Genomic DNA, 25,186 nt, shown 5'->3' with positions numbered 1-25,186 from the left:
TGAAGCGGAAAGAGCCAGGGGTGGGATACTGAACCACGGTCGCTCCCGTTCGTTCGCTTCACTCACTCACCTCCCGCTCTCTGATTCAAATCCCAGACGGCTCGCCGCGCTCACGAGTTGTGAGCGCGTCGAAGCCAGGGGTGGGATACTGAACCACGGTCGCTCCTGTTCGTTCGCTTCACTCACTCACCTCCCGCTCCCCGATTCAAATCCCAGACGGCTCGCCGCGCTCACGAGTTGTGAGCGCGTCGAAGCCAGGGGTGGGATTTGAACCCACGAACTCCCGATTACAAGTCGGGTGCTTGGACCGCCCAAGCTCCCCTGGCACACCTCCGGATAGCGCCTACCCCTTTGAGTGATTATCGCTTTCCACCGGCTTCTCCAGTTGCACCCGATGCGGATCGTACCCGTGTCGTCGGTAGAACCGCCGCGCCGCCTCGTTGGCCGCCAGCACCTCCAGCTTCACCGCGTCGACACCGCGTGCCGCCAGCTTCTCCTCGGCTGTCGCCATCAACTCACCACCGATGCCCCGATCGCGGTACTCGGGACGCACGTACAGGTTCTCGATGGTGCCCCGCGTGGCCGTCGTCGCCAGCAGTTCGCTCCCCGCGCTGAACATGACGAATCCCAGCACGGTACCCGGGTCGGCGTCGAACTCGTCGTCGACCTGGGCGACGGCGACGTAGAGGCCGTCGGCCACGATCGCCCGACGGACGTTCTCGCCGATGGTGTCCCGGTTCTCGGCCGCCTGGAGGTGTGAGCCGACCTCGCGCTGTTCCGCCGCGAGGTCCACCCAGAGGTCGGCGATGGCGTCGGCCGCGTCCGTGTCCGGGCGTTCGACGTTCACTACTCGCGCAGCACCTCGACCGCCGGCAGTTCCCCGCCGGTCAGCAACCGGAGGGCCGCACCGCCGCCGGTGCTGACGTGATCGAACCCCTCGATACCGAGCTGGCGAAGCGACGCCGCCGTGTCGCCGCCGCCGACGATGCTGTACTCGGCGCTGGTCGCCGCGCCGAAGATCTCGCGGGTCCCGTGGGCGAACTGCTCGTCCTCGAAGACCCCGGGCGGCCCGTTCAGGATGGCCGTGCCGGCGGTCTCGAACACGTCCGCGTAGGCGGCCGCGGTGTCCGATCCCACGTCCAGCGCCGGCGCGTCGACGGGCAACTCGTCGATGCCGACTTCGACCCGCTCGCCGTCCCGCTCGACGGCCACGTCCTCCGGGACGTGGATCTTCTCGCCGTATTCGTCCAGCAGTGCCTCGGCCTGTTCGACGGCCGTGGCGTCGCGGTCGGTGATGGCGTCCATCGACGGCTGGCCGACGTCGACGCCGCTGGCCGCGAGGAACGCGTTACCGGTCATCCCGCTCGTGAGGATCTCGTCGGCCAGTCCGCGTTCGAGGACGCTCTCGGCCACGTCGAAGGCGTCGGCGATCTTCGCACCGCCGAGGGCGTACACCCGCGGGCGCGGCGTGTCGTCGATGTTGCTCAGCACGTCGAGTTCCCGCTCCATGACTCGGCCGGCGTAGCTGTCGACCCGCATCGGCAGGCCGACGATGGAGGGCTGTGAGCGGTGTGCGGCCGCGAACGCGTCGTTGACGAACGCGTCGACGACCGGGGCCAGCCGGTCGACGAGGAACGTCTCGGCGGCCTCCGCGGGCGGGAACTCCATGTACTCCTCGCTGTAAAAGCGGGTGTTCTCCAGCAGGACCGCCTCGCCGGACTCGAGGTCGGCGATGGCGTCGCGGGCGTCCGCCGAGAAGGTGGCGTCGCAGTAGGTTATCGGGTGGTCCAGCAGTTCGCCCAGGCGGCGGGCGTGGTCTTCGAGCGTGGCGAACTCGTCGCCCCCGGGTCGGCCCTGGTGGGCGAGGACGGCGAGTTTCCCGCCACGGTCGAGCAGTTCCTGCAGCGTGCCGACGTGCGCGTGCAGCCGAGCGTCGTCGGCGAGGCGTCCGTCCTCGCCCAGCGGGCTGTTGATGTCAACGCGCACCCCCACCGTCGTGCCGTCGACGGCGAGGTCGTCGAGCGTCGGTATCCCCATGCTCCCCTCTCCCGTTCGGTGGAGGATATGTGTTTTGTTGTGGGGTCGACGTGGCGGATCCCGTCACGCTCAGACGTTCTTGCAGTCGCTACAGACGAGCTGTCCGTTGAACGTCGAGAGGTTGCGACTCAACGACCCACACAACTCACAGATCCCCTGGTTCGAGTACTCCTCGTCCGTCGCCCCGGCTTCGGCCGTCGCCGTCACCGCGTCCACCGTGGCCCGTTCCGTCTCCACCCGTTCGCTCTCGACTCCCGGGTCGAGCGTCGAGGCCGTCACCACGTCGTGTTCCGTGATCACCCCGGCCAGTTCGTCGCCCTCCGTCACGAGGAGGTGGCGCGAGTCCGTCCCGGACATCCGGTCGGTCGCCGCCGCCAGCGTCTCGCCGGGCCCCACCGTCGGCGGATTGTTCTGCATCACGTCCGCGACAGTCACCGAGGTCAGGTCACCCCGCTCGACCGCCATCTCCAGCACGTCACGCTGAGTGACCATCCCGATGGGGTCGGTCCCGCGCAACACGACGACCGTCTCCACGTCCTCTTCGAGCATCAGCGCGGCCGTCTCCGCGAGGCCGTCGCCCTCGCTCGCACCCACGTAGTCCCGCCGCATCACCTGTCCGACCGTCACGTTGCCGTTCATGTGATACACTTTCACACACGGTGTCTAAAAGCTACCTGCACCACGCTTAAGACTGCCCGTGCCCTACTTTCCGACCCTTCGGAGATTCGTGCGAGCGGGGTCAGAAGTCCAGTTCCACGTCCGCGCCGGTCGCGCGGCACTCCTCCAGCGCGTGTTTCGCGGCCATCCCGGCGTTCTGGGCCGTCCGCCCGCGGCCGACGCCGACTTTCAGGTCCACGTCGACGGCGTCGTTGACGTGGTCGATGGCGTCCCGATAGTCGTCCCCGTCGAGGTCTGGACAGACGGCGATGACGTTGTCGCCGCCGACGAAGAAAGACAGCGAGCCGTGGGCCTGGCGCATGTACCGCATCAACTCGGCGTAGCCCTGTTCGATCCGGATGAACGTGTCGAACTCGTTGAGTTCGTCCGTGTACTTGCCCGTCGCGTCGTTCACGTCGAAGTGGGCGATCTGCACGTCCGCGTCGGTCCGGAACTCCTCGTCGATGGTCCGGCCTCGCAGGATCTCCCGCCGGTGTTCGTCCTGGGCGCTCCCGGCGTCCTGGAGTTCGCTCGTGGCGTCACCCAGCGCCTTCACCGGTGTCGTCCCCGTCGCGACGGCCATGCTCATCGTCACGGGGTAACGGTTGCCGACCGATTCCTGAATCATCGCGTGGTCGTCCACGTCGAGCCCGTTGGTCACCGCGATCATGTTGTCGAACCTGGAGAAGAAGACGTAGCCGTTCCGGTTCCCGAACAACTGCGAGAGGTCGGCGTACAGCCGGGATTGCAGCGTCTGCAGGTCGACCTCGCGTCGCGGCTCCGGGGTGACCGTCCAGGGGCCGTAGTTGTCGATCTGGACGTGGGTCACCTGCGTGTTCGTCACAGTGGCCACGGCTTGGCTCCCGGCCGCTATTTGTCTTTGGTTCTGACAGCGATCTCCGGGCCGTCTAGGGTTCCTCGTCCAGCCGCGCCGTCAGTCCCGGTCCGCCGACGAACTCGACGGTCCCCAGCCGGGAGTCGAACGCGACCACACCCGTCTCCATGAGCCGCGGCAGATGGTGCTGGTAGATGTCCGCTCGCGCTCGCCGCCGGTCGGTCGGCACGCCGTCCTCGTCCGCGTCCGGACTCCCGGCGTCGGCCGCCGACGCTGCGACCGCGGCCGCCAGATCGTCGACCGGCATCGGCTCCCCCGCGTTCCTGAGCTGTCGGAGCATCCGTCGGCGCGCCGGTGACGCGAGCAAGCTATCCACCACGTCTGCCGGTAGCTCCAGATCCCCCTCGCCGCCGGATCGCCTGTTCACTGTATGGGTGGCCATGGCTCGTCGTAGAGCTACGCCACCCCTGCACAAGTATGTGTCGCGGTCACACACCGCGCCCCGGACCGCCGGGCCGAAAAGAACCGTGGTCGGTGTCCGTCAGGCGAGTTCGTAGGGCCAGTAGCCCGCATCGCGCATGGACTGTCCGACGACCCTGTGGAAGTGCGGGAAGTCCTCGAACTCCTCCTCGTCGACGTTCTCGAAGATGTCGGCCACGCTGACGACCGTCTCGTAGTCGATCCGGATCGGCTCGTCGCCGAACTCCTCGACGAACTCCTCCTGAGAGAGGGGGAAGTCCTCGTCCTCGTCGATCTTCTTGGCGAGGATCGCCTGCCCGTACTTGCGGCGTCCCTCGCTACCCTCGTCACCGTCGGGATCGTGGGGCCAGTCGCTCATACCACACGCTCGGGCCGAACCACGCAAAAGCGTTACTCTCCACGCTCGTCACCGGAATCGAGAGACGCCGTATCGGCGTACAGCGACTCGAAATCCACCTCCAGTCGTGCCCCGCCACTGGCACCCTCGGTCGCCCGAACCATCCATCCGTGGGCCTCCGCGAGCGTCCGGACGATATTCAGTCCCAGTCCGGTCCCCGCGTCCGCCCCGCTGATGCCCGGCTCGAACACCTCGTCCACGACTTCGGCGGGGAATCCCCCGCCGTCGTCCTCGATGGCGAACCCCGTTTCCGTGTCTTGGACGGTCACCGTCACGCCCCCGTCCCCATTGTCGACCGCAGTCGCCCCGACCGAGTGCCCGTCCGCCTGCCCGTGTTCCACAGCGTTCCGGAAGACGTTCTCGAACAGTCGCTGGAGGCGACTCGCGTCGGCCTCGACCGTCGCGTCCGTCCGCACTTCGAGCGTCCCGCCGGTCGTCTCCACCGCGGCCCACGCCGCGCGCGCCACGGTCGCCAGTTCGACCGGCTGTTTGTCCAGTACCGTCTGTCCCTCCTGGGCCAGCGTCAGCACGTCCTCGACGATGCCCTCGATCCGGTCGAGCGCCTCGGTGACGCTCGTGACGGTTTCGGGGTCCGGATCACCGTTGACCGCCTCCAGCTGTAACTTGGCCACCTGGAGCGGGTTCCGAAGGTCGTGAGCTACCACGTTCGCGAACTCCCCCAGGTGCTCGTTCTGGCGCTCCAGTTGCCACTCGCGCTCCCGGACCGTCGTCACGTCCCGCCCGACGCCACAGAATCCCAGAATCTCGTCGTCCGCGTCGGTCAGCAACTCGCCGGTCAACTCGAACAGGACCGTCCCGCGCGTGGTTTCGGCTCGCGCCTCGACGACCGTTCGCCCCGTCTCCAGCACTTCCTCGATAGCCGCCTCGACCTGAGGCCTGTCGGCCGAGACGAAGAAATCCGTGGCCGCCATCCCGGACAACTCCGAGTCAGACAGATCGAACAGCTCCGCTAACACCGCGTTCCAGTGGACGAGTTTCCCCCGCTCGTCGTACACGTAGAACACGTCGTCCAGCGTGTCCAGTGCCTCCGCGACGAGCCAACTGTCCGCACCCATAGGACTCCCACGAATCGAATATACATAACAACTCTGTCATACTTCTGCCAGTATCGCTCTGCATTAGCAATCTTGGGGGTGCTACCGACGGATTGTGAATACCGCAATCCCGGTAACCAGCAGACCGACCCACACAGTACCGAGTCCCCCGGTAGATACGCCAGCAGGAGCGTCACGACGCCAGAAGTGATGAGCGACCACCCGACCGTCGTCCGACAGGTCATACGTCCCGGTCGGTTCGCGGTCCGGTGTTCGTTGCGCCGGCATTTGCAAGCCCGTCTGAGCGACAGAATACGGTGGGACGGGGATTCGAACTACGCCCAGACGCGCTCGCTTCGCTGTGCGCGTCTGGTCTACTTCCAATCCCTTCGCCGAATCTGTCGCTCACGAGTTGTTCGCGACAGAATACGGTGGGAAGGGGATTCGAACCCCTGAGTCCGTGAGGACACCTGCTCTCAAGGCAGGCGCGTTAGGCCACTTCGCTATCCCACCGCGGTCTCCACTTTTCTCCGCCGACTATAAGACCTGTCGGTCACTGCCGACGCTACTCCCGCACCAGTTCCGGCCCGTCCGCACCCGCGATCACGTCCACTCCCAACTCCGCCAGACACTGGGCCGTGTGGCCGGGATGATTGCGTCCGGCCTCGGCCCGCGCGGCGGTCTGTGTGATCGCCGTCACCAGATCCCCCCGGGACTCGACGACCGGCGTCATCGGCAGGAAGTCGACGCTGTGGTCGGCCGCGACACCGCGGTCGGTCAGCGTCTCCACGGCCGGCGGATCGTACGCGTCCTCGAAGTCGATCCCGTCCGCGAACCCCGCGTAGTACACCCGCCCGTCGCCCGCCGGTCCGAGGACGACCTCGTGTCGCCGGAGTTTCATCGCCGCGTTGTCGACGATCCCGCGGGTCAGGAACGCGGCCGTCGGCTCGACCACCGCGGCCGAGGTGACCTGCTCCTGATCGAGCAGGTGCGAGACCGTGTTGCCGGCCCGCGCCGAGAACGACGAGCCGACCTGCACCTCGTACCGCGCCTCGCCGGGGGATTCGAGCGCCGGCGCGACGGCCGCGCGAAGCTGTGCCTCCGAGGACTCCCCGTCGTACGCCGGGAGGTCGTCGTCGGCACGGTAGTTGACGAGCAGGTCGCCACCGCTGGCCTCGACGGCGCGACACACGTCCCGAAGCATCGCGGTGTACAGTTCGACCGCCTCGGCCTTCGAGAGTGGCGTTGCCGCGGCGAGTTCCGACAGGACGAGTCCCTCGCGCGGCGGGTCCGCGAGTACGGCGACGGTAGTCATGTCCCATCCTCCGCGCGGGCGGCCCTTGAACGCGCCGTTTCCAGCGCCGGAACCACCCCCGTTTATGTCACCCGTGGGCCAAACCGATGATATGATCTACGAACAGATGACCGGGTTCGTCGCGGCGATCCTGATCGCCGTGATGGGCGTCGGCAGCGTCGTCGGAATCGCAACCCTGGTCGCGGACGTCCCAGGCGTGACCTCCATCGCGGCGGTCGGCGCGACCCTCGCGCTCACAGTAATCTTCGTCCTCGGCCTCGCGGCCGCCGGCACCGCCGGCAGTGACACCGTCTCGAACCCCTACTGGTAACTCACCGGCTCCGTCGCCCTTTCGTCTGCCGATAGTCCCGATCCAGCAGCGACGCGAGGTGATCCAGCAACGCCGTTCGCTGCTCGCCCGTCTGTTCCGTCGGTGGGAGCATCGGCACGAGTTCGAAGCCCCGACCCCTGATCGTCGTCGCGTGATCCGCCGCCACGTCGAAATCGTCGGCCCGCCTGGTCGTGTACTCTAGCGCCAGCGCCTCCAGCGGTCGCTGTCCCACTGGCAGGATCACCTCGGGGTTGATCATCCGCACCTCGGCGGTCAGGAAACCCTCGCAGTTGCGCACCTCGTCTTCGCTCGGCGGTCGCTCCGGGTGGTGACACCGCGTCAGCGTCGTCAGGAAGACGTTCTCGACTGCCGGCTCGTCGCCGTCAGGCGCGTCGACGAACCCCAGATCCGAGAGAATCGACAGGACCGCGCGGCCGCTCTCGTCGCCGGTGAAGGGAACGCCCGTCTCGTCCGCGCCCGGGCCGGGCGCTTCCCCGATGACGAGGAAGTCCGCGCCCACGTCGCCGTAGCCGTGGACGACCTGTGTGCGCGTCTCACAGAGCGCCGGACACTGCCGACAGTCCGCGTCCATCCCGAACGGATTGGCGACGGTCTCCTGGTTCGCGTCCATGGGTGAAGCACGGCCGGGCCGCCCATAAGCCCGGGGTCGGTCGGGTGCTACCTTTCAGGGCCGACACGTCGAAACGATGGGATACGCTAACTACGCTCGATTCCTAAACCGAGGTGATGGGTCACCTCAGACGCCTCGCCGAACTGACCTTCCTGATCGCCTTCGGGCTGACCGAGATAACGACGACCGTCTTCGACCAGTATCCGATACTGATGTGGCTCGGCGCGGTGGTCGTGCTGGCGATTCTCGTGGACTCGCTCCGCTGTGCGCGGTCGCAGTGGCGGCAGTTGCGCGAGGCCCGGTCCGGCGGTGAGGCGTCAGGCTGATTCCGGCGGCGTCCCTGGGGGTGTTATGCCCTCGGTCCTCTCAGAGGCCGACAGACAGCGCCTTCTCGACGGTGACGACGACCGATTCTACGAGCAACCGCGATTCGTCCAGCACGTCGACGAGCCGTTCCGAGAGCGACTGACGGCGCTGTACCGCGACCGACTCTCGCCACAAGACGACGTTCTCGATCTGATGAGCAGTTGGGTGTCGCACCTCCCGTCGGATCTGGAACTCGGCGAGGTGGTTGGCCACGGCCTGAACGAAACCGAACTCGACCGGAACGACCGCCTCGACCGCTGGTTTCGCCGGAACCTCAACGACGATCAGACGCTACCCCTGGAGAGCGCATCTGTCGACGCGGTGCTGTGTGCCGTCTCCGTCCAGTATCTCCAGTATCCAGGTCGGGTCTTCGCGGAAGTAGCACGGACACTCCGACCCGGTGGCGTCGTCATCGTGAGTTTCTCGAACCGAATGTTCGCACAGAAAGCGATCCGGGCGTGGCGGTCCCGGTCGATGGACGAACGCGCGGCGCTCGTGGCTGAGTATCTCGATTCGACGGGTGCGTTCGGCGCTCCGTCCGTCCACAGCACGGTCGAGCGAGGACAGGACCCGTTCTACGCGGTGACGGGAGTGAAACGCTAGTCGTCGTCCTCGGTCGACTCGGCCCTGGTCGCGGCGTCCTCGGGGTCGTCCTGCGGACTCGACGGGTGGTAGTCGGTGTCGTACTCGCCGGGGCGGTCGTCGATGCGGTCGGGGTTGATCCGGCCCGACAGCAGCATGAAGTCCAGCACGGTGCAGGCCAGCATCGACTCGACGACGGGCACGGCCCGCGGCGGCAGGACGGGGTCGTGGCGGCCGACGACCTGAATCTCCTTGCGCTCGCCGTCCTCCCAGTCGGCGGTGGTCTGGGTCTTCGGGATCGACGTGGGCGCGTGCCAGGTAACCTCGCCGTAGATGGGTTCGCCGGTCGTGATGCCGCCCTGGAGACCGCCGTGGTCGTTGCCGACCGGGACGGGGTCGCCCTCCTCGCTCACCGTCTCGGGGTGGGACTCGCCGTCGTCGAACTCCCAGTCCTCGTTGCGGTCGATACCCGCCACGTCGCGGGCGTCGCGCCCGAGGCCGTACTCGAAGGCCGTCACGGCCGGGATGGCGAACATCGCCTTCCCGAGGCGCGCGGGCACGGAATCGAACCGCGGTGCGCCGAGGCCGCGCGGGACGCCGCGACACTCGAAGTAGATCGACCCGCCGATGGAGTCGCCTTCTTTCTGGTACTGGTCGGCGACTTCGCGCATCTCCTCGGCCGTCTCGGGGTGGGCACACCGGACTTCGTTCTCCTCGGTGTGTTCGAGCATCTCCTCGAAGGTGACTTCCGGCGCTTTCACGTCGCCGATCTGGTTGACGTGGGCCTTGATCTGCACGTCGTACTCCGAGGCGTCCAGCACCTGCTGGGCGATGGCACCCGCGGCGACCCAGTTGACGGTCTCGCGGGCGGACGAGCGGCCGCCGCCACCCCAGTTGCGCGTCCCGAACTTCGCCGAGTAGGTGTAGTCGCCGTGGGACGGTCGCGGGGCCGTGACGAAGGGCTCGTACTTGCCCGACCGCGCGTCCTTGTTCTGGATGACCATGCCGACGGGCGTCCCCGTGGTGTAGCCGTCTTGGACGCCGCTGTTGATCTTCACCTTGTCCGGTTCGCCCCGGGAGGTGGTGATCATCGACTGGCCCGGCTTGCGCCGGTCGAGTTCCCGCTGAATCGTCTCCTCGTCGATCTCGACGCCCGCCGGGACGCCCGAGACGGTACAGCCCATGGCCTCCCCGTGGCTCTCCCCGTAGGTGGTCACCTGAAAGAGCCGCCCGAAACTGTTGCCGTTCATTACTGGCTTCTGAGTGGCCCTGGCATTTGAAGGTTGAGAAAGCGTCGAACCCCGCCTTCGCCCGCACGAGGGTTTATGTCGAAAGCCGGGACCACCGCGGACCGTGCGCTGAGAGCCGCCGCGGCGCAGTCCGCGATAGCACGGGACACTGCGCCGCGACCCGCCCGTCCCGTCTGCTCGCCCTCATCGCTCACTACCGGCGAGCCGTTACTCCCGAGTGACCGTCGCCCCGATTCCCTCGAACACGTCGAAGAAATCCGGGAACGACACGTCTACGTGTTCACCGCCCTCGATGGTCGTCGGTCCGTCGGCGACCAGCCCGGCCACCGACAGCGACATCACGATCCGGTGATCGGCGCGGCCGTCGACCGTCGCGCCCTGCAACTCGGTCTCGCCGCCGTGGATCGTCAGGGTGTCCTGCTCCTCCTCGACCGTGGCTCCCATCGCCGTCAGTTCCTCGGCCATCGCGCTCACGCGGTCGGTCTCCTTGTACCGGACGTGCTCGCAGTCGGTGATCGTCGTCGTGCCGTCGGCGACCGCGCCCAGCACCGCGATCGTCGGCAGGAGGTCGGGTGTGTCCTCGACGCCCACCTCGATCCCCGAGAGCGAGGACTGGCGGGTCGTGATGACGCCCCGATCACGGTTCCAGTCGATGTCCGCGCCCATCCGCTCCAGTACGTCGACGATGGCCGCATCCCCCTGTGCGCTGGGCTGTGCGCCACGCACAACCAGGTCGTCGTCGGCCGCCAGCGCGCCCGCCGCCAGCAGGTACGACATCGAGGAGAAGTCGCCGGGGACGGCGTACTCGCCACCTCCCGGCGCGTAGGACTGCCCGCCGTCGACCCGGAAGCCCGCGTCGGTCTCGACGGCCTCGACGCCGAACGCGTCAAGAACCTCGATGGTGATCTGGACGTACGGCGCGGATTTGAGTTCGGTCTCCAGATCGATCTCGATGCCCTCGTCGGTGACCGCACCGGCCATCAACAGGGCGGTGATGTACTGCGAGGACACGTCGCCGGGGATCGAGACCGATCCACCGTCGACCGGGCCCTCGACAACGAGCGGGGCCTGGCCGTTCCCGCGGGTACTCTCCGCACGGCCACCGAGTTGCTCGACCGCGTCCAGCAGTGGCCCCTGGGGCCGTGACCGGAGCGAGTCGTCGCCGGTCAGGACGGTGATCCCGTCGGCGAGCCCGGCGGTCGCGGTGACCAGTCGCATCGTCGTCCCGCTGTTGGCGCAGTCGATCACGTCGTCTGGCACCTCGGGGCGGCCGTCGAACCCTTCGATGTCGAGGGTGCTGTCGTCGGCACTGCGGTCCACGGTGCCGCCGTAGGCCTCGACCGCGCGCATCGTCGCTCGCGTGTCCGCGCTCACGAGCGGGTCGGTCACTGTCGCGCCGTCCGCGTATCCCGCCGCGAGAATCGCCCGGTGGGTGTAGCTCTTCGAGGGCGGGGCCTGCACGGTCCCGCCGACCCGAGACGGTGAGATCTCGACGTTCATGGGGAAGTCGTCGCAGTCCCCCGGCATGAGGGTACCGGAGCGCCCCGAGGACCCACGAGGTTTTGTCGGTCGGGACCGGACACCGCCGTATGGAACGCGACCTCTCCGCTCTCGACGCCTTCCTCGACGAGACGGGCGTCGACGGCTTCCTGATCGACGCCGCTGGCGACGACTCCGACCAGTTGTATCTCTCCGGATTCGACGCACCGGACCCGTTCCACACGCTCTACGACGGCGAGGTTCACCTCCTGGTCTCCAGCCTGGAGTACGGCCGCGCGATGACCGAGAGCCGGGCGGCCTCGGTCGAGCGCCACGTCGACTACGACCTGCCCGCGCTGGTCGAGGAACACGGTCGGCTCGAGGGCGGGCGTCGCGTCCTCGCCTCGTTCGTCGGAGACCGCGGCGTCGAGTCGGTGGCCGTCCCGTCACGCTTCCCCGTGGCGACCGCCGACGGCCTCCGCGACCACGGCATCGAAGTCCACTCACCCGACACGCCGCCCATCGGCCGCGGCGGGACCAACGTCATCGAGAGCACCCGTGCGAAAAAGACCGACGCGGAAGTCGACCACGTTCGCACGGCCCAGAAAGCCAACGAAGCCGCCATGGCGGCCGCCGAGGACCTGATCGCCGCGGCGAGTATCGAGAACGGGACGCTCCACCACGAGGACGAGCCGCTGACCAGCGAGCGGGTCAAAGAGGAGATCGAGGTGACGCTCCTCCGGCACGGCTGTGCGCTCGACGAGACCATCGTCGCCTGCGGGGCCGACGCCGCCGACCCCCACGACCGCGGGAGCGGCCCGCTCGCGGCCGACGAACCGATCATCGTCGACATCTTCCCGCGGGACAAGGCCACGAAGTACCACGCGGACATGACCCGGACCTTCCTGAAAGGCGACCCGCCCGAGGAGATCCGCCGGTGGTACGACCTGACAGCCGAGGCGAAGCAGGCAGCCCTCGAAACCGTCGAACCCGGCGCGACCGGCGCGGCGGTCCACGACGCCGTCTGTGACGTGTACGAGGATGCCGGCGAACCGACTCTCAGGAGCGACGAGACGACCGAGACGGGCTTCATCCACAACACCGGCCACGGCGTCGGGCTGGACGTCCACGAACAGCCCCTCGTCGGCCCCGGCGGGGGTGAACTCGAACCCGGCCACGTCATCACCATCGAACCGGGCCTGTACGATCCCGCAGTCGGTGGCATCCGGATCGAGGACATCGTGGTCGTCACCGAGGACGGCTACGAGAACCTCACCGACTATCCCGAGGCACTCGTCGTCTGAGACCCGCTCGACGTTGCATTCCCGCTCTCTCGCGCCTCGTCCAGCCACCCCGGCGGCTGGATCGGCACGTTCCCAACCTGCGTGATCCGGTAGTCGACGGCGTAGACGAACGGCTCGCCACGCTGGGTGCCCCGCAGGTCGATGCTCGCCCGGCGGATCACACCGCTCGGTGCGATCAGGATTCGGCCCGACGAGGAGTTCAGCGTCACTGTCGCGTTCGGGCCGGTCGCCGCCGCAGTCAGGTCGAAGGCGGCGTATTTACGGCCATTGCGGGTGACGTTCCCGGCCGGCTCGAACTCGCCGAACTCGTAGATCCGGCGGAGCTGTCGGGTGCGGAGGCTACTGCCGTGGACGGTGTTGACGAACGCGACGGAACCGTCACCGTCGGTGGTGAACGTGACGTTCTCGTCGCCGAGGTCGGCCGTGTCGAACGTCGTGGAGCCGTCGGCGACGAACCTGGTGAACAACTCCGCCCCGTCCACGTACCGGTCGAGGGTGCTGTCGGTCGTCCGTCTGTGTATCAGCTGTCGCTCGCTGGCTGGGTCGCTGGCGACGCTGACGGTCTCGTTCGAGCTCCCGTTGGGAGACCTGATCCGCACGTCGAGGCTGAGTTCGTACCCCCGATCACGGAGCGCGTCGGCGTGTGCGGCCAGTCGGTCGTACGGGATTCCGGGGCCGCCACCGGTTTCGGTCGTGTTCCCCGGTGCGGGTCCTGCGGGCTCGGGTCGTTCGACCCACGAACACCCGGCGAGAATCGTCGCGACGGCGACAAGGAACGCGAGCGCCACCCGCCTGTCCATATCAGATAGCGTCAGCGCGGCGGTAAAAGGCTCGTGGTCGGCGACCCGAACCGCTTTTGAGCGGGCCACGGTTACCACGTCTCCATGAACGTACTCGTGGTCGGTGCCGGCGCGATGGGCCGCTGGTTCGCCGACGCGGTCCGGGCGGGCCCAGACGAGGTGGCCGTCGCCTTCGCCGATCCCGACGACGCGGCCGCCAGCGCCGCCGCCGAGACCGTGGGCGGCCGGACGGTCCCGCTCGACACCGACGAGTCCTTCGCCGCCGTCTGTATCGCGGTCCCGATCCCGGTCGCCGTCGAGGCCATCGACACCCACGCCGACCGGGCCGAGGACGCACTGGTCGACGTGACCGGCGTCGCCGCCGACCCCGTCGCCGCAATGCGCGAGGCGGCCCCCGACCGCGAACGGCTGAGTCTCCACCCACTTTTCGCCCCGGAGAACGAACCGGGGAACGTCGCCGCCGTCGTCGACGCCGCCGGACCGACGACCGACGCGATCCGGGACGCACTGCAGGCCCGCGGCAACACCGTCTTCGAGACGACTGCGGCCGAACACGACCGCGCGATGGAGACCGTCCAGGCCAAGGCCCACGCCGCCATCCTCGCGTTCGGGCTGGCCGCCGATCCGGTGCCCGAGCAGTTCCAGACGCCCGTTTCCGCCGCGCTGTTCGATCTGGTCGAACAGGTTACGGGCGGCGATCCACGCGTGTACGCCGACATCCAGACCGCCTTCGAGGGAGCCAGCGACGTGGCCGCGGCGGCCGAGGAGATCGCGGCGGCCGACGACGACGGGTTCGGAACCCTGTACAGCGACGCGGGTGATCGCCGATGAACGCCGACCAGCGCGAACAGGTCCGGGACAACGCCCGGTACCTCCAGTCGGTCCGCCCAATCGACCCCGAGGAGATACAGGAGTACGTGGAGGGACAGCCGCACCCAGCCACGATCACGCAGGTCCTGCGGGAGGACGCCTTCGACCTCGGGCTGCTGGAGAACGACGACGGCACGTTCGAACCCGTCGAAGAAGGCCCCCTCTCGGTCCCGTTCCACGGCGTCGAGGGGTTCCCGTCGGCGTACTCGATGGCGCTCGAAGACATGTTCGTCGAGCAGTACGGCGCGGGTTGGCCAGAAGGGGAGTCTGGCGACGCCATCCGCGAGCGGATTCGCGACCTGAAGACCGACTACCTGTGGGGCAACGACGTGGACTACGACGCGGAGACGGCGCTGGCCTACGCGCTCTATCACCTGCCCGACTACTACGCCGCGGTGCAGTACGTCCTCGCGGACCTGATCGCGGACGGTCTGTGTCCACGGAAACTGCGCGTCCTCGACGTGGGCGCGGGTGTCGGCGGCCCGGCGCTGGGGCTGGCCGATCTGGTCCCCGAGGACGCGCTGGTCGAGTACCACGCCGTCGAACCGAGCGCGGCGACCGACGTGCTCTCGACCCTGCTCGAGGAGACCGGCCGGAACTTCCGGACGACGGTTCACGAGACCACCGCCGAGGACTTCGAACCCGTCGGGGAGTACGACCTGATACTCTTCGCCAACGTCCTGAGCGAACTCGACGATCCTGCCGGCGTCGTCGACCGCTACCGGGATGCACTCGCAGCGGACGGTTCGCTCGTCGGACTCGCGCCCGCCGACCGCGAGACCGCTATCGGACTGCGCGAAGTCGAACGCACAGTCGAGGACGGACTGACCGTCTACGCGCCGACGGTGCGGCTCTGGCCGTCGGCGACGCCGACCGACGAGGGCTGGTCGTTCGACGTGCAGCCGGACCTCGAACCGCCGGCCTTCCAGCGTCGTCTCGACGAGGCCGCCAGCGGCCCGGACCACGAACCCGGCGAGTTCGTCAACGTCGACGTGCAGTACGCCTACACGATCATGCGGCTGGACGGCCAGCGCCGGATCGACTTCTCACCGTCCGTCAGCGAGTTCGCCCGAATGGCCGAGATGGACACCCACGTCTCGAACCGCATCGACGTGGCGGCGATCAAACTGAGCCACGACCTCGCTGGCGAGGACGCCAACCCGCTGTTCAAGATCGGCGACGGGAGCGAGCAGGTCGCCCACTACGCCGTCCTCACCAAGGAGTCGGCGCTGAACAGCGACCTGGCGACGGCCGCGTACGGCGACCTGCTGGTCTGTGAGAACGTCCTGGCGCTCTGGAACGACGACGAGGGCGCCTACAATCTGGTGGTGGACGGCGAGAGCGTCGTCGACCGGGTGCCCGCCGACGCCTGAGTTACTCGGTGTCCGCGCCCAGGCCCTCGCCGCTCTCGAACCACTCCGCGAACGAGCCGAGAGCGAGCAGCCAGACGAAGGCGAGTGTCCCCGCTCCCAGGAGACCCAGAATCAGCGCGACCCACCACAGCCCGAGACTCTGTAGGAGCGCCGACGTGGCCGCGACGAAGGCGAGAAAACTCGTCGCCAACCCGACGAAGACGAACGCGCTCCGGAGTCGGTCGGCCCGCGACTCGTCGAACTGGTCGAACAACAGCCACCGGCAACTCCCGAGTACCGATAGATCCTCGGGTGGGTTCCTCTCCTCAGTCATATACAGTACCTTATAAAAAGCGTCATATAAAAACTGGTGCCGACTCAGTTCCCGAGCGTCGCGGGTGAGCGGTGGGCTTTTGCGAGGGCCGTCCTACCACTCGACATGGCCGATCCGGAGATTCTGTTGACGAACGACGACGGCATCGAGAGCACCGGGTTTCGCGCCCTCTACGACGCGCTCTCGGCCGTCGGGACGGTGACGGCCGTCGCCCCCGCCGCCGATCAGAGTGCCGTCGGCCGTGCGCTCTCACACAACGTCGAGATACACCAGCACGAACTGGGTTACGCCATCGAGGGGACGCCGGCCGACTGCGTGGTCGCGGGTCTGGGGACGCTGGTTCCCGACGCCGACCTCGTCGTCGCGGGCTGTAATCAGGGGGCCAACCTCGGCGCGTACGTGCTGGGCCGGTCGGGGACCGTCAGCGCCGCCGTCGAGGCCACCTTCTTCGACGTGCCGGCCATCGCCGTCTCCCTGTACGTCCCCGTCAGCGAAGACACGAGCTACACCGACGTCGACGTGGACCTGTCCGCCTACGACAACGCCGCCCGCGCGACGCGGTACCTCGCCGACCACGCCCTCGACGCCGGCGTCTTCGAGCGGGCGGACTACCTCAACGTCAACGCACCCGTCCCCGAGCAGAGCGGTGACGGGCCGGCGGAGATGGTCGTCACCGAACCCTCCCGGACCTACATGATGGACGCCGAGCGTGACGACGGGGAGATCACCCTCCACGACCGCATCTGGGAACTGATGGGCGAGGGCGAGATCCCCGACCCCGAGGGGACAGACCGCCGCGCCGTCGTCGACGGGAAAGTCAGCGTCTCGCCGCTGACGGCACCGCACACCACCGAACACCACGAAGCACTCGACGCGCTCGCGGAGACCTTTTCGGACACTGCCGACTGAGTTACGCCCCCGGTCGCGTGCCGAGCGTTTCACCCTCAGATAGGAGACCCAAACCTTACCTGCCTGTTGCCCTGAGCGGGGGTATGGCCAAGATCGAGATGGAGCTGTCCGACCGCGTCGAGAACGACATCGAGCGCATGGTGAACCAGGGCGAGTTCGTCAACTGGGACGAGGCCGTCGAGAAACTGCTCACGCAGGGCCTGTCGGCCTACGGCCCCATCGAGGAGGAGAGCGAGGAACTCGGCGAAGACATGTTCCAGCAGTCCGTCGCCGATCAACAGGACCCCGCCATGCGCGACGAACCCGGCGACGACGAGTACACGCTGTAGCCCGTCGCTCGCTGCCGAGCACAGGCCGAACAGTTCTCGCGAATCGAGCGCCGCTACTTGTCGATTCCGCGTGAAAACCAAGAGTTACGGTGGTTCCGTGTCCCTCTCGTGAGTATGGACCAGACGTTCGTCGACCTGCTGGCGCGAAACGCCGAACACGCCGAGCGGTTCGACTCACGGTTCGACGACGTGCAAGACGCCCAGCACCCCGCCGTCGTCACCGTCTGCTGTTCGGATTCGCGCGTCCTCCAGGACCAGATGTGGGGGAACGACGAACCCGGTCGGATATTCACCTGTGGCAACATCGGCAACCGGGTCGTCCAGCGGACCGCGGTCGGCGAAACCGTCTCCGGCGACGTGCTCTACCCCATCGAACACACCGGCACCGAGATCGCCGTCGTCGTCGGGCACACGGGCTGTGGAGCCGTCACCGCCACCCACGACGCGCTCGTCCACGGCGTCTCCGAGCCCGACGGCATCGGGCACTGTCTCGACCTGCTGAAACCCCACCTCGAACCCGGACTGGACCGCTTGCCGGCCGACCTCTCCCGACCCGATTCCATCAACCACCTCGTCGAGTACAACGTCGACCGACAGGTCCAGTTCCTCCGTGAGAGCGGCGATGTCCCCGATTCGGTCACCGTCGTCGGCACCGTCTACGACTTCCAGGACGTGTACGGCGGCCGTCGCGGCGAGATTCACGTCGTCAACGTCGACGGCGAGACCGACGTGGACCGGCTCCGGGCCGACCACCCCGAGATCGAAGCCCGGATCGACCGCCGCTGGGAGTATTGAGGGATCACTCCCGGGAGTCGTGTTCCTGGTAGATGACGTGCCCGCAGGCCTTGCAGTGTGAGGCGTCCGGATCGTGATACGAGAGGCCACACTCCGGACAGGTGACGTTGACCTTCTCCCGACTGGTCCACTCCTTGAGGATCTTGCTGGCCTGCCGCGGGATGACGATGATCGCCGCGAGGATCGACGCGACGGTGATCCACTTCCCCGCCGCCGTCGTCGGCACGATGTCGCCGAAGCCGACCGTCGAGAGCGTGACGACCGTGTAGTAGAACGCGTCCCCGAACGTGTCGACGTTGGGGTTGACGCCGTGTTCGGCGCTGTAGAAGAGCCCGGCCGAGGCCGACAGGAGGACCAGAATCGTGAGGAGGAGTTTCATCGCCCGGAGGGTGTTGTCCGAGACGGTCCCGAAGAAAAACTCCGCGTCCTGCGTGAATCGGTAGAAGCGCAACACCCTGACGATCCGGAGGATTCGCAGGAATCCCACGTTGACCGCGAAGATCGACGCCGGGAACGCGACCAACAATAGCGTCGGCAGGATGGCGAACAGGTCCACCATCGTGTAGCCGTTCAGGAACTCGCCGAGTCGGTTTTCCGCGCCGTAGAGCCGGAGGACGTACTCGACCATGAACACGGCCGCGATGGCGACCTCGAACGTCCAGAGCAGGTCCCGGAACCGATCCGCGACCGGGTACGTCTCGACGACGAACAGACAGACGAACAGCAGGTTCAACAGGAGCAGTGCGATGTCGATAGCCTTCCCGAGGTACGTCCGGTGGTCCAGCAGGTAGAATCGGACCGTCTCCCGGAGGCCGTCTCCGCCCGACACGGACTCGTCGCCGTCCATACGCCCCGTTTTGGCGGCCCCGTTACAAAACTGCCTGTCTACCGGGATTCGCGCTGTTCGACCTTGTTCAACTCGATCAGCAGTCGGAAGACGGCCTTGACGAGGTTCGAGTCCACGTCGAACCGTTCGGCGTTCTCGCCGGCCCGCTCCATCACGGCCTGTTCCTGCTCCTCGTCGGTCGTCGGGAGGCCCTGTTCCTCCTTGACGGCCGCGATGGTCTCGGCGACGTAGGTTCGCTGGGCGATCAACTCCACGAGTTCCCGGTCGATGGACTGGATCTCCTCGCGGAGTTCGTCCAGGTTCATCTCGTCTGTGCGCCGTCGGTCTGTGTCGTTGTCAGCCATGTGTTACCGTCTCGTTCCGTCCAGATATCCCGCACTGTCTTGAGCGCGCTGTGCTCGCCGACCGCAGTGAAACTCGGGCCGGTCCCCGAGAGGGAGACGCCCTCGACCAGCGGCATCGCCTCGACGATGGGCTCGGTGGGGAAATCGAGGGCCGCACAGTAAGCGAGGCCGTTGACCGTCATCGCCCGCGCGAAGTCACCGCCGAGCGCGAGGTCGGCCACCAGTTCCGCCATCGGCGCGACCTGCTTGCACCGATCCACGTCGGCGTCGGCCGAGAACGAGCGTTCCGGCGGCGTCCAGACCAGCACGGACCAGTCGCGTTCCTCGCGCGCCAGCAACTCGTCCTGGGTGTTGTCGGTGACCGTCACGCCGCCGAGCATGCTCGCGCTCGCGTCGTCGAACGCGCCCGTCACCGTGACGCCCGCGTCCCGGGCGGCCTGGACGCCGATCCGACAGGCGTCCTCGCGGTCGATCTCGTCGCTCGCGTCGAGCGCCGAGAGGGTCGCCAGCACGGTCGCGTTCGCGGCCGCGCTCGAACTCTTCAGCCCGGAGGCCATCGGCACCTCGCTCTCGGTCCGAACCGTCCCGCCCTGTCCGTCGCCGAACTGCTCGGTGACGCGTTCGACACACCGCTCGATCAGCCGCGTGTCCGCGTCGGGCGCGCCGGCGATCTCGCCCTCGACGCCCCCCTCGGGGTCCAACTCGACGGTCGCCGTCGTGTAGGCGTCGATGGCGAACGCCGATCCCGTGCCGGTCGCGAGGGCGTTCAACACCGTCCCTGCCGCTGGAGCCTGTGCCCGACCTTCCATCATCCGTTCCTCTCGTATCTCGGTACTTACCTGTGGTGGTTGTCGGTCGCGCGTTCGACGGGATTTTGCCCTCGGGACCGAACGTTCCACTATGACCACCCGCGAGGAAGTCTCCCCCCAGACCCTGCCGATAGAGCTCACCGAGGACGGGATCACCGTCGAGTACAACGACGGACGCGAGGCGTTCTACCGGGGCGTCCCACAGAAGCGGGAGTCGCCGCTGCGGACTGCGCCCGGCCGGGACGTACACGTCCTCGTCACCGACGGCAGCGAGACACAGGGCGTGTTGACCTACGTGAACGACCTGAAAACGCACGCCGAGATCCTCGAAGACACCGGCGTCGGTCGCGTCATGCTCGAACCTGACGAGCAGACCACGGTCTTTCCCGGCGTCAGTGTCCGCAACGAGGCCCACCGCGTGATCGTGGAGGCCGACCTCGACCGCGCCGACGGCCGTGTGTTCGTCTTCGAGGAGAACCAGATGGGCGAACGGTCCTTCGAGATCGTCGCCGACGCGGAGTGACACCGCAAGTACCACGCTATCTCCCCGGGTGGCAGCTTGGAATCACGGACAGCAGACTGCACAGTCAGTTCAGCGTGACTCCGCCGGTCTGTCGGCGTCGATAGCAAGACGAGAGCGTGAGCGACAATCAGCGACTGCCCCGTCGCTTCTCGAAAAACCCCTGTATCACGTAGATACTGGCGGAATACAGGAATAGAATCACCCCACCAGCTAACAAGAGGTTCCCGCTTCCCGACGCACCAGCGACGAACGACGAACCGGCCTCGTTTAACATCACCCCGTAGATGATGATCATGATCCCCATGATTCCTGCCACGTTCTCTTTCCGGGCGCGCCACGATCCGAAAAGATAGAGATTGAAGTAGTCGTCGACCGCCGAGACGGCGACAAAGAGCGGCGGAAAGACGAAGATGAGACCCAGGACTGCTGCCACGGGTGACCGACCGACCACCAGACCGATTCTGGAAATGAGTGGAGCCAAACCGATCAAAGCCAGGCCGCTCCCGATGATCATGACGAGCGTCTCGACGAGTGATGCCTGTTCTTGAGCCATTTCACCCGTCGATTCGTCGACCGGTTCGGCAGTCCCGGCCGAATCGTGACCCGCGCCTGTCGAATGCGTCTCAACACCGCTCCCAGTGTCAGTCCCACCCGACGAATCCGGCATCGCGATGCTGTCAGCAGCCAGGTCGAACCCCGTAGTATCGTCCAACACCTCATCGGGTTGTATGAGGTCGATATCGTATTCGGCCGCCGCCTCCTGTGCCTCCGGACTGATTCCACCGGGGGCCGTGAGTGACAGGTTTCCAACGTCTTTCTTCTTTCCGGCCTTGAGCAAATATTTCACATGATCGGTACTGATCGCCGTATCCGATCCGGTCTCGACGAGGCAGAGACAGCGTTCCGTCCGGTCGGATTCGTCACGTGAAACACATCCGATCACCGCAGCTGAAGGGTTGATTACGTTCGTTTCCGTATCGTAGCCACGAGAGTGAAGAAAGGCCACTACCTCGTCGAGATACTCTGAAGGGGTTTGTTCACTGTTCTGAGCACGATCGGACCGGACCATCTAGTACAACCAGATAGCCAGATTGTATTAAATGTCAGTTATTTACTCTGTTCGAGATGACAAATAAACCCGCCCTGATGACGGGATCCCTCCTGCTGGTTACGGATTCCCGTTTTGATTACCCGTCTCGCCTGGTGACTCTGTACGCATCCGGGCGGGTATCCCTCCGGCGGCAACGAAACGGGTTGTCGCCGTTTTTCACGCGGTCTCGATACCCTCGGGCAGATCCAGCGGGACGCTTCCCTTCGTGTAGCCCTCCACGCGGCCGTCGGGCCAGGCCCGGAACACGACCGCGGGGCGGTGCCGGACCTCGGGTCGTTCCTCCAGCAGCGTCTCCCAGTGGTGGTCGGCGAAGGAAGAACAGTCGACGAACAGCGTCACGCCGCCCTCGTGTTCGGACAGCTGGCCGCTGACTTTCGTCTCGGCGGTCTCGCGGATCGACTTGCTCGCCGAATTCGCGGCCCGTTCCGCGGGCGGTTGCGGCCGGGTGACCTCCACGAGGACGCCCCGGCCGTTCTTGTCCGCGCGGAAGTCGATGAAGTGGCCGGTCGTCACCTCGATCTCCGGGGTGACCTCGTAGCCGGCCTCGTGGAGAATCTTGGCGACGGTGAACTCGCTCATCGTCGAGCGCATCCGGCCGACGTTGAGGTGTTCGCTCGTGCCGAGTTTCGACGCCATCGTGTAGCGGTCGTCGAGCGCGTCGGTCCCCAGGAACTCCTCGTAGAACTGGAGTCCCTCGTCAGGGTCGGCATCGGGGAAACCCGCGGCGTGGTCGTGCAGGAACTCACGGGTGGTGTGTCGGCCGTCCTTCGAGAGCAGGACGGGCAGGAAAAAGTGCGAGATCGTCGGGTAATCGGCCAGCCACGGCGACTCCTCGTGGAGCTGGGCCAGCAGTTCGCGCTGGGCCCACTCCGAGATGCGGTCTGGCACCTGCGAGAAGGTGTACTTCTCGGTGCGCCAGAGGGCGCTGGGCGTCTCGGTGTTGCCCAGCCAGTAGCCCTGTCCGTTCCAGGCGAACAGGGCGATGTCGCCGTTGTCCATCTCGAACCGACGGGCGTCGTAGCCCGCGGGCTGTTTGTACCAGGGGCGACGCATGGTGGCCCCGAGGTTGGCGTCGAGGGGGCCGAGCAGGTCCGACCGGACCCGTCCCTCGGTCCAGCGTTCGTTCGATACCCGAAAGCGGAGCGGCTTCGCCACACCAGCGCTTGACTATCGAGCGCATTACGTGTTGCGCGTCGTCGCCGAAGAAAACGGTCGGTTACGACTCCTCGTCACGCCGGTGCCGCGGCCGGGGACGGGTCGTCGCCCCCGTTGATGATCCGTTCGACGACGTCACCGATGTCCGGCGCGTCCCGGTCCTCGTCGCTCTCTCGCGGGTCGTACGGAGCGATCGGCATGGGAGTCGCACCCCGTCGAACGTCGTCGGCCCGGCGAAAAAACGCTTGTGCCGACTGCGACCCGAGTGCGGGCCATACTTGGCGCTGGAGCCGTTGCCCAGAACATGGCGGACGAACACGGGGGATTCGAACACGTTCGCGAGACCGTCGACGGCAACGCAGTCTGGCGGCTCGTCGGCTACGCGCGCCCCTACTGGCTCACCCTCTCGGTCGGCGTCGTCGCCTCGTTCCTGACCCGCTTCGCCCGACTGGTCCCGCCGATCATCGTGGCGACCGCTATCGACCGCGTCGTCCTCCAGTCCGGCGACCCGGGCCTGCTGGCGACGGTCGGGCTGGTTCCTGCAGGGACGATCACCGGCGAAGCCGCGCGGCTGGCCTTCCTCGAACGGCTGGTCGTCATCGCCGCGCTGGCCTACCTCCTCCGATCTGTAACCCGGTTCGCGGGCCGCTACCTGATCCAGGCGACCGCTCAGAAGATCCAGCGGGACCTCCGCGACGACGCCTACGACCACCTCCAGCACCTCTCGATGGATTTCTTCGCCAACCACCAGACCGGCGGAATGCTGTCGATCCTCAACTCCGACATCAACAGACTGGAGTCGTTCCTCAACACGGAGTTCCGGCAGTTCATCCGGATGCTGGCCACGGTCGGCGGCATCGCTATCGTGCTGGCGTACTACTCGCCGCGGCTGGCGCTGATCGCGCTCGCGCCGGTGCCGCTCATCGGTATCGCCAGCGCGGTCTTCCTGCGCTGGATCGAACCCAGATACCGGGAGATCCGACAGACCGTCTCGCGGCTGAACACCCGGTTAGAGAACAACCTCGGCGGCGTCGCCGTCGTGAAGGCGTTCAACCGTTACGGCTTCGAGCGGGACCGCGTCGCCGCCCAGAGCCAGCAGTACCACGACGAGAAGGTCGCCGCGCTCCGCATCCGGCGGGCCTTCTTCGCCGCGCTCCGCATGCTCACGGGTATCGTGTTCGTCCTCGTCCTCTACATCGGCGGCCGGGACATCATCCTCGCCGGCCCGGAGGAGGCGATCATCTCGACCGGGGCTTTCGCCGCCTTCTTCCTCTATCTCCGGCGGCTGTACTCGCCGATGCGCCGCATCGGCAAGTCGGCGAACAAGTACCAGCTCGCCCACTCCAGCGCCGAGCGGGTGTTCGGCCTGCTCGACACCGAGCCGACGATCACCGACCCCGACGACCCCTACCGCCCCGACGAGATCGAGGGCGCGGTCGAGTTCGACGACGTGACCTTCGCCTACGGCGAGGGCCAACCGGTCGTCCGCGGCGTCTCACTCGACGTGCCCGCCGGCGCGACGGTGGGGCTGGCCGGGGCGACGGGTGCGGGCAAGTCCACACTGCTCAAACTCGTCCCACGGCTCTACGACGTGGATTCCGGGACCGTCCGCGTCGACGGCACCGACGTGCGGGAGTACGACCTCCGGCGACTCCGCGAGGAGATCGCCGTCGTCGAGCAGAATCCCTACCTGTTCTCCGGCACCGTCGCCGAGAACATCGCGTACGGCGACGAACTCGCCCTGGAGGTCGAGAGCGACAGCCGGTCGGTCGACCCCGAGCGCGAGGCCGCGGTCCGCGAGCGCGTCGTCGAGGCCGCGAAGGCCGCCGAGGCCCACGAGTTCGTGCAGGACCTCCCCGACGGCTACGACACGCAGGTCGGCGAGCGCGGGATCAAGCTCTCGGGCGGCCAGCGCCAGCGCGTCGCCATCGCGCGGGCCCTGCTGAACGACCCCGCCATCATCGTCTTCGACGAGGCCACCAGCGACGTAGACACCGAGACCGAGGAGTTGATCCAGGAGAGCCTCGACCGCCTCATCGAGGACCGCACCGCCTTCGTCATCGCCCACCGGCTCTCGACCATCAAGGACGCCGACCGCATCGTCGTGATGGACGAGGGCGAAATCGTCGAGTCGGGAAGCCACGAGGATCTGCTGGCCGTGGAGGGTGGTGCGTACGCCGATCTGTGGGCGGCACAGGCCGACGAAGAACGGTCGAAATCGGTCGCCGACGACTGAGGGGATGCATCCTTTCGAGACCGACAGTCGGCGATGGGTTTCGAGTGCCGTGCTGAATACGGGTCGCATCTCGG

The 25,186-nt window shown here is 67.0% G+C and carries 30 protein-coding genes and 2 tRNA genes; 11 read left to right on the top strand and 21 right to left on the bottom strand.

Going from position 1 to position 25,186, the window contains the following annotated elements:
• Positions 1-252 precede the first annotated feature (252 nt).
• From ACOZ4N_RS07375 to ACOZ4N_RS07330, 10 genes are all read right to left on the bottom strand, one after another.
• Positions 253-326: transfer RNA gene (locus tag ACOZ4N_RS07375), tRNA-Thr, on the bottom strand.
• A 17-nt stretch (positions 327-343) separates the two neighbouring features.
• A complete protein-coding gene (locus ACOZ4N_RS07370) occupies positions 344-847 on the bottom strand; it encodes a GNAT family N-acetyltransferase (RefSeq protein ID WP_424019282.1) in 504 nt (167 codons plus the stop codon).
• Complete coding sequence (locus tag ACOZ4N_RS07365; RefSeq protein WP_424019281.1) at positions 847-2,037, bottom strand: phosphoglycerate kinase; 1,191 nt, start codon at positions 2,035-2,037, stop codon at positions 847-849. Before ACOZ4N_RS07365 ends, ACOZ4N_RS07370 begins: the two co-directional genes overlap by 1 nt.
• 69 nt (positions 2,038-2,106) lie before the next feature.
• Entirely contained in the window at positions 2,107-2,676 is a 570-nt protein-coding gene (locus tag ACOZ4N_RS07360; protein WP_424019280.1) for a cyclic nucleotide-binding/CBS domain-containing protein, read from the bottom strand.
• Positions 2,677-2,776: 100 nt separating this feature from the next.
• Entirely contained in the window at positions 2,777-3,538 is a 762-nt protein-coding gene (locus ACOZ4N_RS07355) for a GTP cyclohydrolase III (RefSeq protein WP_424019941.1), read from the bottom strand.
• Between the two features lie 64 nt (positions 3,539-3,602).
• Positions 3,603-3,971, bottom strand: coding sequence for a DUF7344 domain-containing protein (locus ACOZ4N_RS07350; RefSeq protein ID WP_424019279.1), 369 nt, complete (start codon positions 3,969-3,971; stop codon positions 3,603-3,605).
• 99 nt (positions 3,972-4,070) lie between these two features.
• Positions 4,071-4,367, bottom strand: a complete 297-nt coding sequence (locus ACOZ4N_RS07345; RefSeq protein ID WP_424019278.1) for a DUF5785 family protein — start codon at positions 4,365-4,367, stop codon at positions 4,071-4,073.
• Positions 4,368-4,399: 32 nt separating this feature from the next.
• The gene (locus ACOZ4N_RS07340; RefSeq protein ID WP_424019277.1) at positions 4,400-5,482 is read right to left on the bottom strand and encodes an ATP-binding protein; all 1,083 of its coding nucleotides are present in this window, start codon (positions 5,480-5,482) and stop codon (positions 4,400-4,402) included.
• A 408-nt stretch (positions 5,483-5,890) separates the two neighbouring features.
• Positions 5,891-5,974, bottom strand: a tRNA-Ser gene (locus ACOZ4N_RS07335).
• Between the two features lie 52 nt (positions 5,975-6,026).
• Positions 6,027-6,776: a hypothetical protein gene (locus ACOZ4N_RS07330; RefSeq protein ID WP_424019276.1), complete on the bottom strand. Its 750-nt coding sequence runs from the start codon at positions 6,774-6,776 to the stop codon at positions 6,027-6,029.
• Positions 6,777-6,867: 91 nt separating this feature from the next.
• Here ACOZ4N_RS07330 and ACOZ4N_RS07325 point away from each other — a divergent pair, with 91 nt between their 5' ends.
• Positions 6,868-7,086 (top strand): hypothetical protein, encoded by a 219-nt coding sequence (locus ACOZ4N_RS07325; RefSeq protein ID WP_424019275.1) that lies wholly within the window; start codon positions 6,868-6,870, stop codon positions 7,084-7,086.
• Between the two features lies 1 nt (position 7,087).
• Here the strand turns inward: ACOZ4N_RS07325 and ACOZ4N_RS07320 are convergent, their stop codons facing one another.
• Positions 7,088-7,717 carry a uracil-DNA glycosylase gene (locus tag ACOZ4N_RS07320; RefSeq protein ID WP_424019274.1) on the bottom strand — a complete coding sequence of 210 codons (630 nt, stop codon included), beginning with the start codon at positions 7,715-7,717 and terminating at the stop codon, positions 7,088-7,090.
• Positions 7,718-7,833: 116 nt separating this feature from the next.
• On the opposite strand from ACOZ4N_RS07320, the gene ACOZ4N_RS07315 reads away from it, so the two are divergent.
• Both ACOZ4N_RS07315 and ACOZ4N_RS07310 read left to right on the top strand, forming a co-directional pair.
• Positions 7,834-8,043, top strand: coding sequence for a hypothetical protein (locus tag ACOZ4N_RS07315; RefSeq protein WP_424019273.1), 210 nt, complete (start codon positions 7,834-7,836; stop codon positions 8,041-8,043).
• Between the two features lie 25 nt (positions 8,044-8,068).
• Positions 8,069-8,686 (top strand): class I SAM-dependent methyltransferase, encoded by a 618-nt coding sequence (locus ACOZ4N_RS07310; RefSeq protein WP_424019272.1) that lies wholly within the window; start codon positions 8,069-8,071, stop codon positions 8,684-8,686.
• On the opposite strand, the gene aroC is transcribed toward ACOZ4N_RS07310, so the two are convergent.
• The gene (aroC, locus tag ACOZ4N_RS07305; RefSeq protein WP_424019271.1) at positions 8,683-9,915 is read right to left on the bottom strand and encodes a chorismate synthase; all 1,233 of its coding nucleotides are present in this window, start codon (positions 9,913-9,915) and stop codon (positions 8,683-8,685) included. The genes ACOZ4N_RS07310 and aroC overlap by 4 nt on opposite strands.
• Positions 9,916-10,122: 207 nt before the next feature.
• Entirely contained in the window at positions 10,123-11,415 is a 1,293-nt protein-coding gene (aroA, locus tag ACOZ4N_RS07300) for a 3-phosphoshikimate 1-carboxyvinyltransferase (RefSeq protein WP_424019270.1), read from the bottom strand.
• Between the two features lie 89 nt (positions 11,416-11,504).
• Between aroA and ACOZ4N_RS07295 the strand changes: the two genes are divergently transcribed.
• Positions 11,505-12,698, top strand: coding sequence for a M24 family metallopeptidase (locus ACOZ4N_RS07295; RefSeq protein WP_424019269.1), 1,194 nt, complete (start codon positions 11,505-11,507; stop codon positions 12,696-12,698).
• Here ACOZ4N_RS07295 and ACOZ4N_RS07290 read toward each other — a convergent pair.
• Positions 12,674-13,498: a DUF7537 family lipoprotein gene (locus ACOZ4N_RS07290; RefSeq protein WP_424019268.1), complete on the bottom strand. Its 825-nt coding sequence runs from the start codon at positions 13,496-13,498 to the stop codon at positions 12,674-12,676. The genes ACOZ4N_RS07295 and ACOZ4N_RS07290 overlap by 25 nt on opposite strands.
• 84 nt (positions 13,499-13,582) lie before the next feature.
• Here ACOZ4N_RS07290 and ACOZ4N_RS07285 point away from each other — a divergent pair, with 84 nt between their 5' ends.
• Positions 13,583-14,329 carry a Gfo/Idh/MocA family oxidoreductase gene (locus tag ACOZ4N_RS07285; protein ID WP_424019267.1) on the top strand — a complete coding sequence of 249 codons (747 nt, stop codon included), beginning with the start codon at positions 13,583-13,585 and terminating at the stop codon, positions 14,327-14,329.
• A complete protein-coding gene (locus ACOZ4N_RS07280; protein WP_424019266.1) occupies positions 14,326-15,741 on the top strand; it encodes a small ribosomal subunit Rsm22 family protein in 1,416 nt (471 codons plus the stop codon). Before ACOZ4N_RS07285 ends, ACOZ4N_RS07280 begins: the two co-directional genes overlap by 4 nt.
• 1 nt (position 15,742) lies before the next feature.
• On the opposite strand, the gene ACOZ4N_RS07275 is transcribed toward ACOZ4N_RS07280, so the two are convergent.
• On the bottom strand, positions 15,743-16,054 hold the full coding sequence (locus tag ACOZ4N_RS07275; protein ID WP_424019265.1) for a hypothetical protein: 312 nt from the start codon (positions 16,052-16,054) through the stop codon (positions 15,743-15,745).
• A 105-nt stretch (positions 16,055-16,159) separates the two neighbouring features.
• Here ACOZ4N_RS07275 and surE point away from each other — a divergent pair, with 105 nt between their 5' ends.
• The 3 genes from surE to ACOZ4N_RS07260 all read left to right on the top strand — a co-directional run bounded on the left by surE (position 16,160) and on the right by ACOZ4N_RS07260 (position 18,087).
• Positions 16,160-16,963: a 5'/3'-nucleotidase SurE gene (surE, locus tag ACOZ4N_RS07270; protein ID WP_424019264.1), complete on the top strand. Its 804-nt coding sequence runs from the start codon at positions 16,160-16,162 to the stop codon at positions 16,961-16,963.
• 83 nt (positions 16,964-17,046) lie between these two features.
• Positions 17,047-17,292 (top strand): DUF7120 family protein, encoded by a 246-nt coding sequence (locus ACOZ4N_RS07265; protein WP_424019263.1) that lies wholly within the window; start codon positions 17,047-17,049, stop codon positions 17,290-17,292.
• A gap of 114 nt (positions 17,293-17,406) precedes the next feature.
• On the top strand, positions 17,407-18,087 hold the full coding sequence (locus ACOZ4N_RS07260; protein WP_424019262.1) for a carbonic anhydrase: 681 nt from the start codon (positions 17,407-17,409) through the stop codon (positions 18,085-18,087).
• A 4-nt stretch (positions 18,088-18,091) separates the two neighbouring features.
• Here ACOZ4N_RS07260 and ACOZ4N_RS07255 read toward each other — a convergent pair whose 3' ends face one another.
• From ACOZ4N_RS07255 to ACOZ4N_RS07245, 3 genes are read right to left on the bottom strand one after another with little or no spacing between them, the layout of a single operon-like run.
• The gene (locus ACOZ4N_RS07255) at positions 18,092-18,934 is read right to left on the bottom strand and encodes an ion transporter (protein ID WP_424019261.1); all 843 of its coding nucleotides are present in this window, start codon (positions 18,932-18,934) and stop codon (positions 18,092-18,094) included.
• A 38-nt stretch (positions 18,935-18,972) separates the two neighbouring features.
• Positions 18,973-19,278 (bottom strand): chorismate mutase, encoded by a 306-nt coding sequence (locus tag ACOZ4N_RS07250; protein ID WP_129068928.1) that lies wholly within the window; start codon positions 19,276-19,278, stop codon positions 18,973-18,975.
• Positions 19,236-20,087, bottom strand: a complete 852-nt coding sequence (locus ACOZ4N_RS07245; protein WP_424019940.1) for a shikimate kinase — start codon at positions 20,085-20,087, stop codon at positions 19,236-19,238. Before ACOZ4N_RS07245 ends, ACOZ4N_RS07250 begins: the two co-directional genes overlap by 43 nt.
• A gap of 91 nt (positions 20,088-20,178) precedes the next feature.
• Between ACOZ4N_RS07245 and ACOZ4N_RS07240 the strand changes: the two genes are divergently transcribed.
• Positions 20,179-20,610 (top strand): DUF5796 family protein, encoded by a 432-nt coding sequence (locus tag ACOZ4N_RS07240; protein ID WP_424019260.1) that lies wholly within the window; start codon positions 20,179-20,181, stop codon positions 20,608-20,610.
• A gap of 127 nt (positions 20,611-20,737) precedes the next feature.
• Here the strand turns inward: ACOZ4N_RS07240 and ACOZ4N_RS07235 are convergent, their stop codons facing one another.
• The 3 genes from ACOZ4N_RS07235 to ACOZ4N_RS07225 all read right to left on the bottom strand — a co-directional run bounded on the left by ACOZ4N_RS07235 (position 20,738) and on the right by ACOZ4N_RS07225 (position 23,076).
• Entirely contained in the window at positions 20,738-21,679 is a 942-nt protein-coding gene (locus ACOZ4N_RS07235) for a hypothetical protein (RefSeq protein ID WP_424019259.1), read from the bottom strand.
• 198 nt (positions 21,680-21,877) lie between these two features.
• Positions 21,878-22,876 carry a DUF5784 family protein gene (locus tag ACOZ4N_RS07230; protein ID WP_424019258.1) on the bottom strand — a complete coding sequence of 333 codons (999 nt, stop codon included), beginning with the start codon at positions 22,874-22,876 and terminating at the stop codon, positions 21,878-21,880.
• A 74-nt stretch (positions 22,877-22,950) separates the two neighbouring features.
• Complete coding sequence (locus ACOZ4N_RS07225; RefSeq protein ID WP_424019257.1) at positions 22,951-23,076, bottom strand: hypothetical protein; 126 nt, start codon at positions 23,074-23,076, stop codon at positions 22,951-22,953.
• 104 nt (positions 23,077-23,180) lie between these two features.
• On the opposite strand from ACOZ4N_RS07225, the gene ACOZ4N_RS07220 reads away from it, so the two are divergent.
• Positions 23,181-25,112 (top strand): ABC transporter ATP-binding protein, encoded by a 1,932-nt coding sequence (locus tag ACOZ4N_RS07220; protein WP_424019256.1) that lies wholly within the window; start codon positions 23,181-23,183, stop codon positions 25,110-25,112.
• Positions 25,113-25,186: the final 74 nt, after the last annotated feature.

Origin of the sequence: Halorientalis pallida (genome assembly GCF_049605515.1) — an archaeon.
Classification (GTDB): Archaea; Halobacteriota; Halobacteria; order Halobacteriales; family Haloarculaceae; genus Halorientalis; species Halorientalis pallida_A.
Note: the sequence above shows the minus strand (reverse complement) of the source record. Positions and strands in the feature narration are given on the sequence as shown.

What these genes read in the sequence shown, in the direction of transcription:
- ACOZ4N_RS07330 (WP_424019276.1), bottom strand. Translation starts at nt 6,776, where the DNA reads ATGACTACCGTCGCCGTACTCGCGGACCCGCCGCGCGAGGGACTCGTC.
- ACOZ4N_RS07360 (WP_424019280.1), bottom strand. Translation starts at nt 2,676, where the DNA reads ATGAACGGCAACGTGACGGTCGGACAGGTGATGCGGCGGGACTACGTG.
- ACOZ4N_RS07250 (WP_129068928.1), bottom strand. Translation starts at nt 19,278, where the DNA reads ATGGCTGACAACGACACAGACCGACGGCGCACAGACGAGATGAACCTG.
- ACOZ4N_RS07365 (WP_424019281.1), bottom strand. Translation starts at nt 2,037, where the DNA reads ATGGGGATACCGACGCTCGACGACCTCGCCGTCGACGGCACGACGGTG.
- surE (WP_424019264.1), top strand. Translation starts at nt 16,160, where the DNA reads ATGGCCGATCCGGAGATTCTGTTGACGAACGACGACGGCATCGAGAGC.
- ACOZ4N_RS07345 (WP_424019278.1), bottom strand. Translation starts at nt 4,367, where the DNA reads ATGAGCGACTGGCCCCACGATCCCGACGGTGACGAGGGTAGCGAGGGA.
- ACOZ4N_RS07220 (WP_424019256.1), top strand. Translation starts at nt 23,181, where the DNA reads ATGGCGGACGAACACGGGGGATTCGAACACGTTCGCGAGACCGTCGAC.
- ACOZ4N_RS07235 (WP_424019259.1), bottom strand. Translation starts at nt 21,679, where the DNA reads ATGGTCCGGTCCGATCGTGCTCAGAACAGTGAACAAACCCCTTCAGAG.
- aroC (WP_424019271.1), bottom strand. Translation starts at nt 9,915, where the DNA reads ATGAACGGCAACAGTTTCGGGCGGCTCTTTCAGGTGACCACCTACGGG.
- ACOZ4N_RS07320 (WP_424019274.1), bottom strand. Translation starts at nt 7,717, where the DNA reads ATGGACGCGAACCAGGAGACCGTCGCCAATCCGTTCGGGATGGACGCG.
- ACOZ4N_RS07280 (WP_424019266.1), top strand. Translation starts at nt 14,326, where the DNA reads ATGAACGCCGACCAGCGCGAACAGGTCCGGGACAACGCCCGGTACCTC.
- ACOZ4N_RS07350 (WP_424019279.1), bottom strand. Translation starts at nt 3,971, where the DNA reads ATGGCCACCCATACAGTGAACAGGCGATCCGGCGGCGAGGGGGATCTG.
- ACOZ4N_RS07245 (WP_424019940.1), bottom strand. Translation starts at nt 20,087, where the DNA reads ATGGAAGGTCGGGCACAGGCTCCAGCGGCAGGGACGGTGTTGAACGCC.
- ACOZ4N_RS07290 (WP_424019268.1), bottom strand. Translation starts at nt 13,498, where the DNA reads ATGGACAGGCGGGTGGCGCTCGCGTTCCTTGTCGCCGTCGCGACGATT.
- ACOZ4N_RS07295 (WP_424019269.1), top strand. Translation starts at nt 11,505, where the DNA reads ATGGAACGCGACCTCTCCGCTCTCGACGCCTTCCTCGACGAGACGGGC.
- ACOZ4N_RS07240 (WP_424019260.1), top strand. Translation starts at nt 20,179, where the DNA reads ATGACCACCCGCGAGGAAGTCTCCCCCCAGACCCTGCCGATAGAGCTC.
- ACOZ4N_RS07265 (WP_424019263.1), top strand. Translation starts at nt 17,047, where the DNA reads ATGGCCAAGATCGAGATGGAGCTGTCCGACCGCGTCGAGAACGACATC.
- aroA (WP_424019270.1), bottom strand. Translation starts at nt 11,415, where the DNA reads ATGAACGTCGAGATCTCACCGTCTCGGGTCGGCGGGACCGTGCAGGCC.
- ACOZ4N_RS07275 (WP_424019265.1), bottom strand. Translation starts at nt 16,054, where the DNA reads ATGACTGAGGAGAGGAACCCACCCGAGGATCTATCGGTACTCGGGAGT.
- ACOZ4N_RS07340 (WP_424019277.1), bottom strand. Translation starts at nt 5,482, where the DNA reads ATGGGTGCGGACAGTTGGCTCGTCGCGGAGGCACTGGACACGCTGGAC.
- ACOZ4N_RS07255 (WP_424019261.1), bottom strand. Translation starts at nt 18,934, where the DNA reads ATGGACGGCGACGAGTCCGTGTCGGGCGGAGACGGCCTCCGGGAGACG.
- ACOZ4N_RS07285 (WP_424019267.1), top strand. Translation starts at nt 13,583, where the DNA reads ATGAACGTACTCGTGGTCGGTGCCGGCGCGATGGGCCGCTGGTTCGCC.
- ACOZ4N_RS07225 (WP_424019257.1), bottom strand. Translation starts at nt 23,076, where the DNA reads ATGCCGATCGCTCCGTACGACCCGCGAGAGAGCGACGAGGACCGGGAC.
- ACOZ4N_RS07315 (WP_424019273.1), top strand. Translation starts at nt 7,834, where the DNA reads ATGGGTCACCTCAGACGCCTCGCCGAACTGACCTTCCTGATCGCCTTC.
- ACOZ4N_RS07310 (WP_424019272.1), top strand. Translation starts at nt 8,069, where the DNA reads ATGCCCTCGGTCCTCTCAGAGGCCGACAGACAGCGCCTTCTCGACGGT.
- ACOZ4N_RS07260 (WP_424019262.1), top strand. Translation starts at nt 17,407, where the DNA reads ATGGACCAGACGTTCGTCGACCTGCTGGCGCGAAACGCCGAACACGCC.
- ACOZ4N_RS07325 (WP_424019275.1), top strand. Translation starts at nt 6,868, where the DNA reads ATGATCTACGAACAGATGACCGGGTTCGTCGCGGCGATCCTGATCGCC.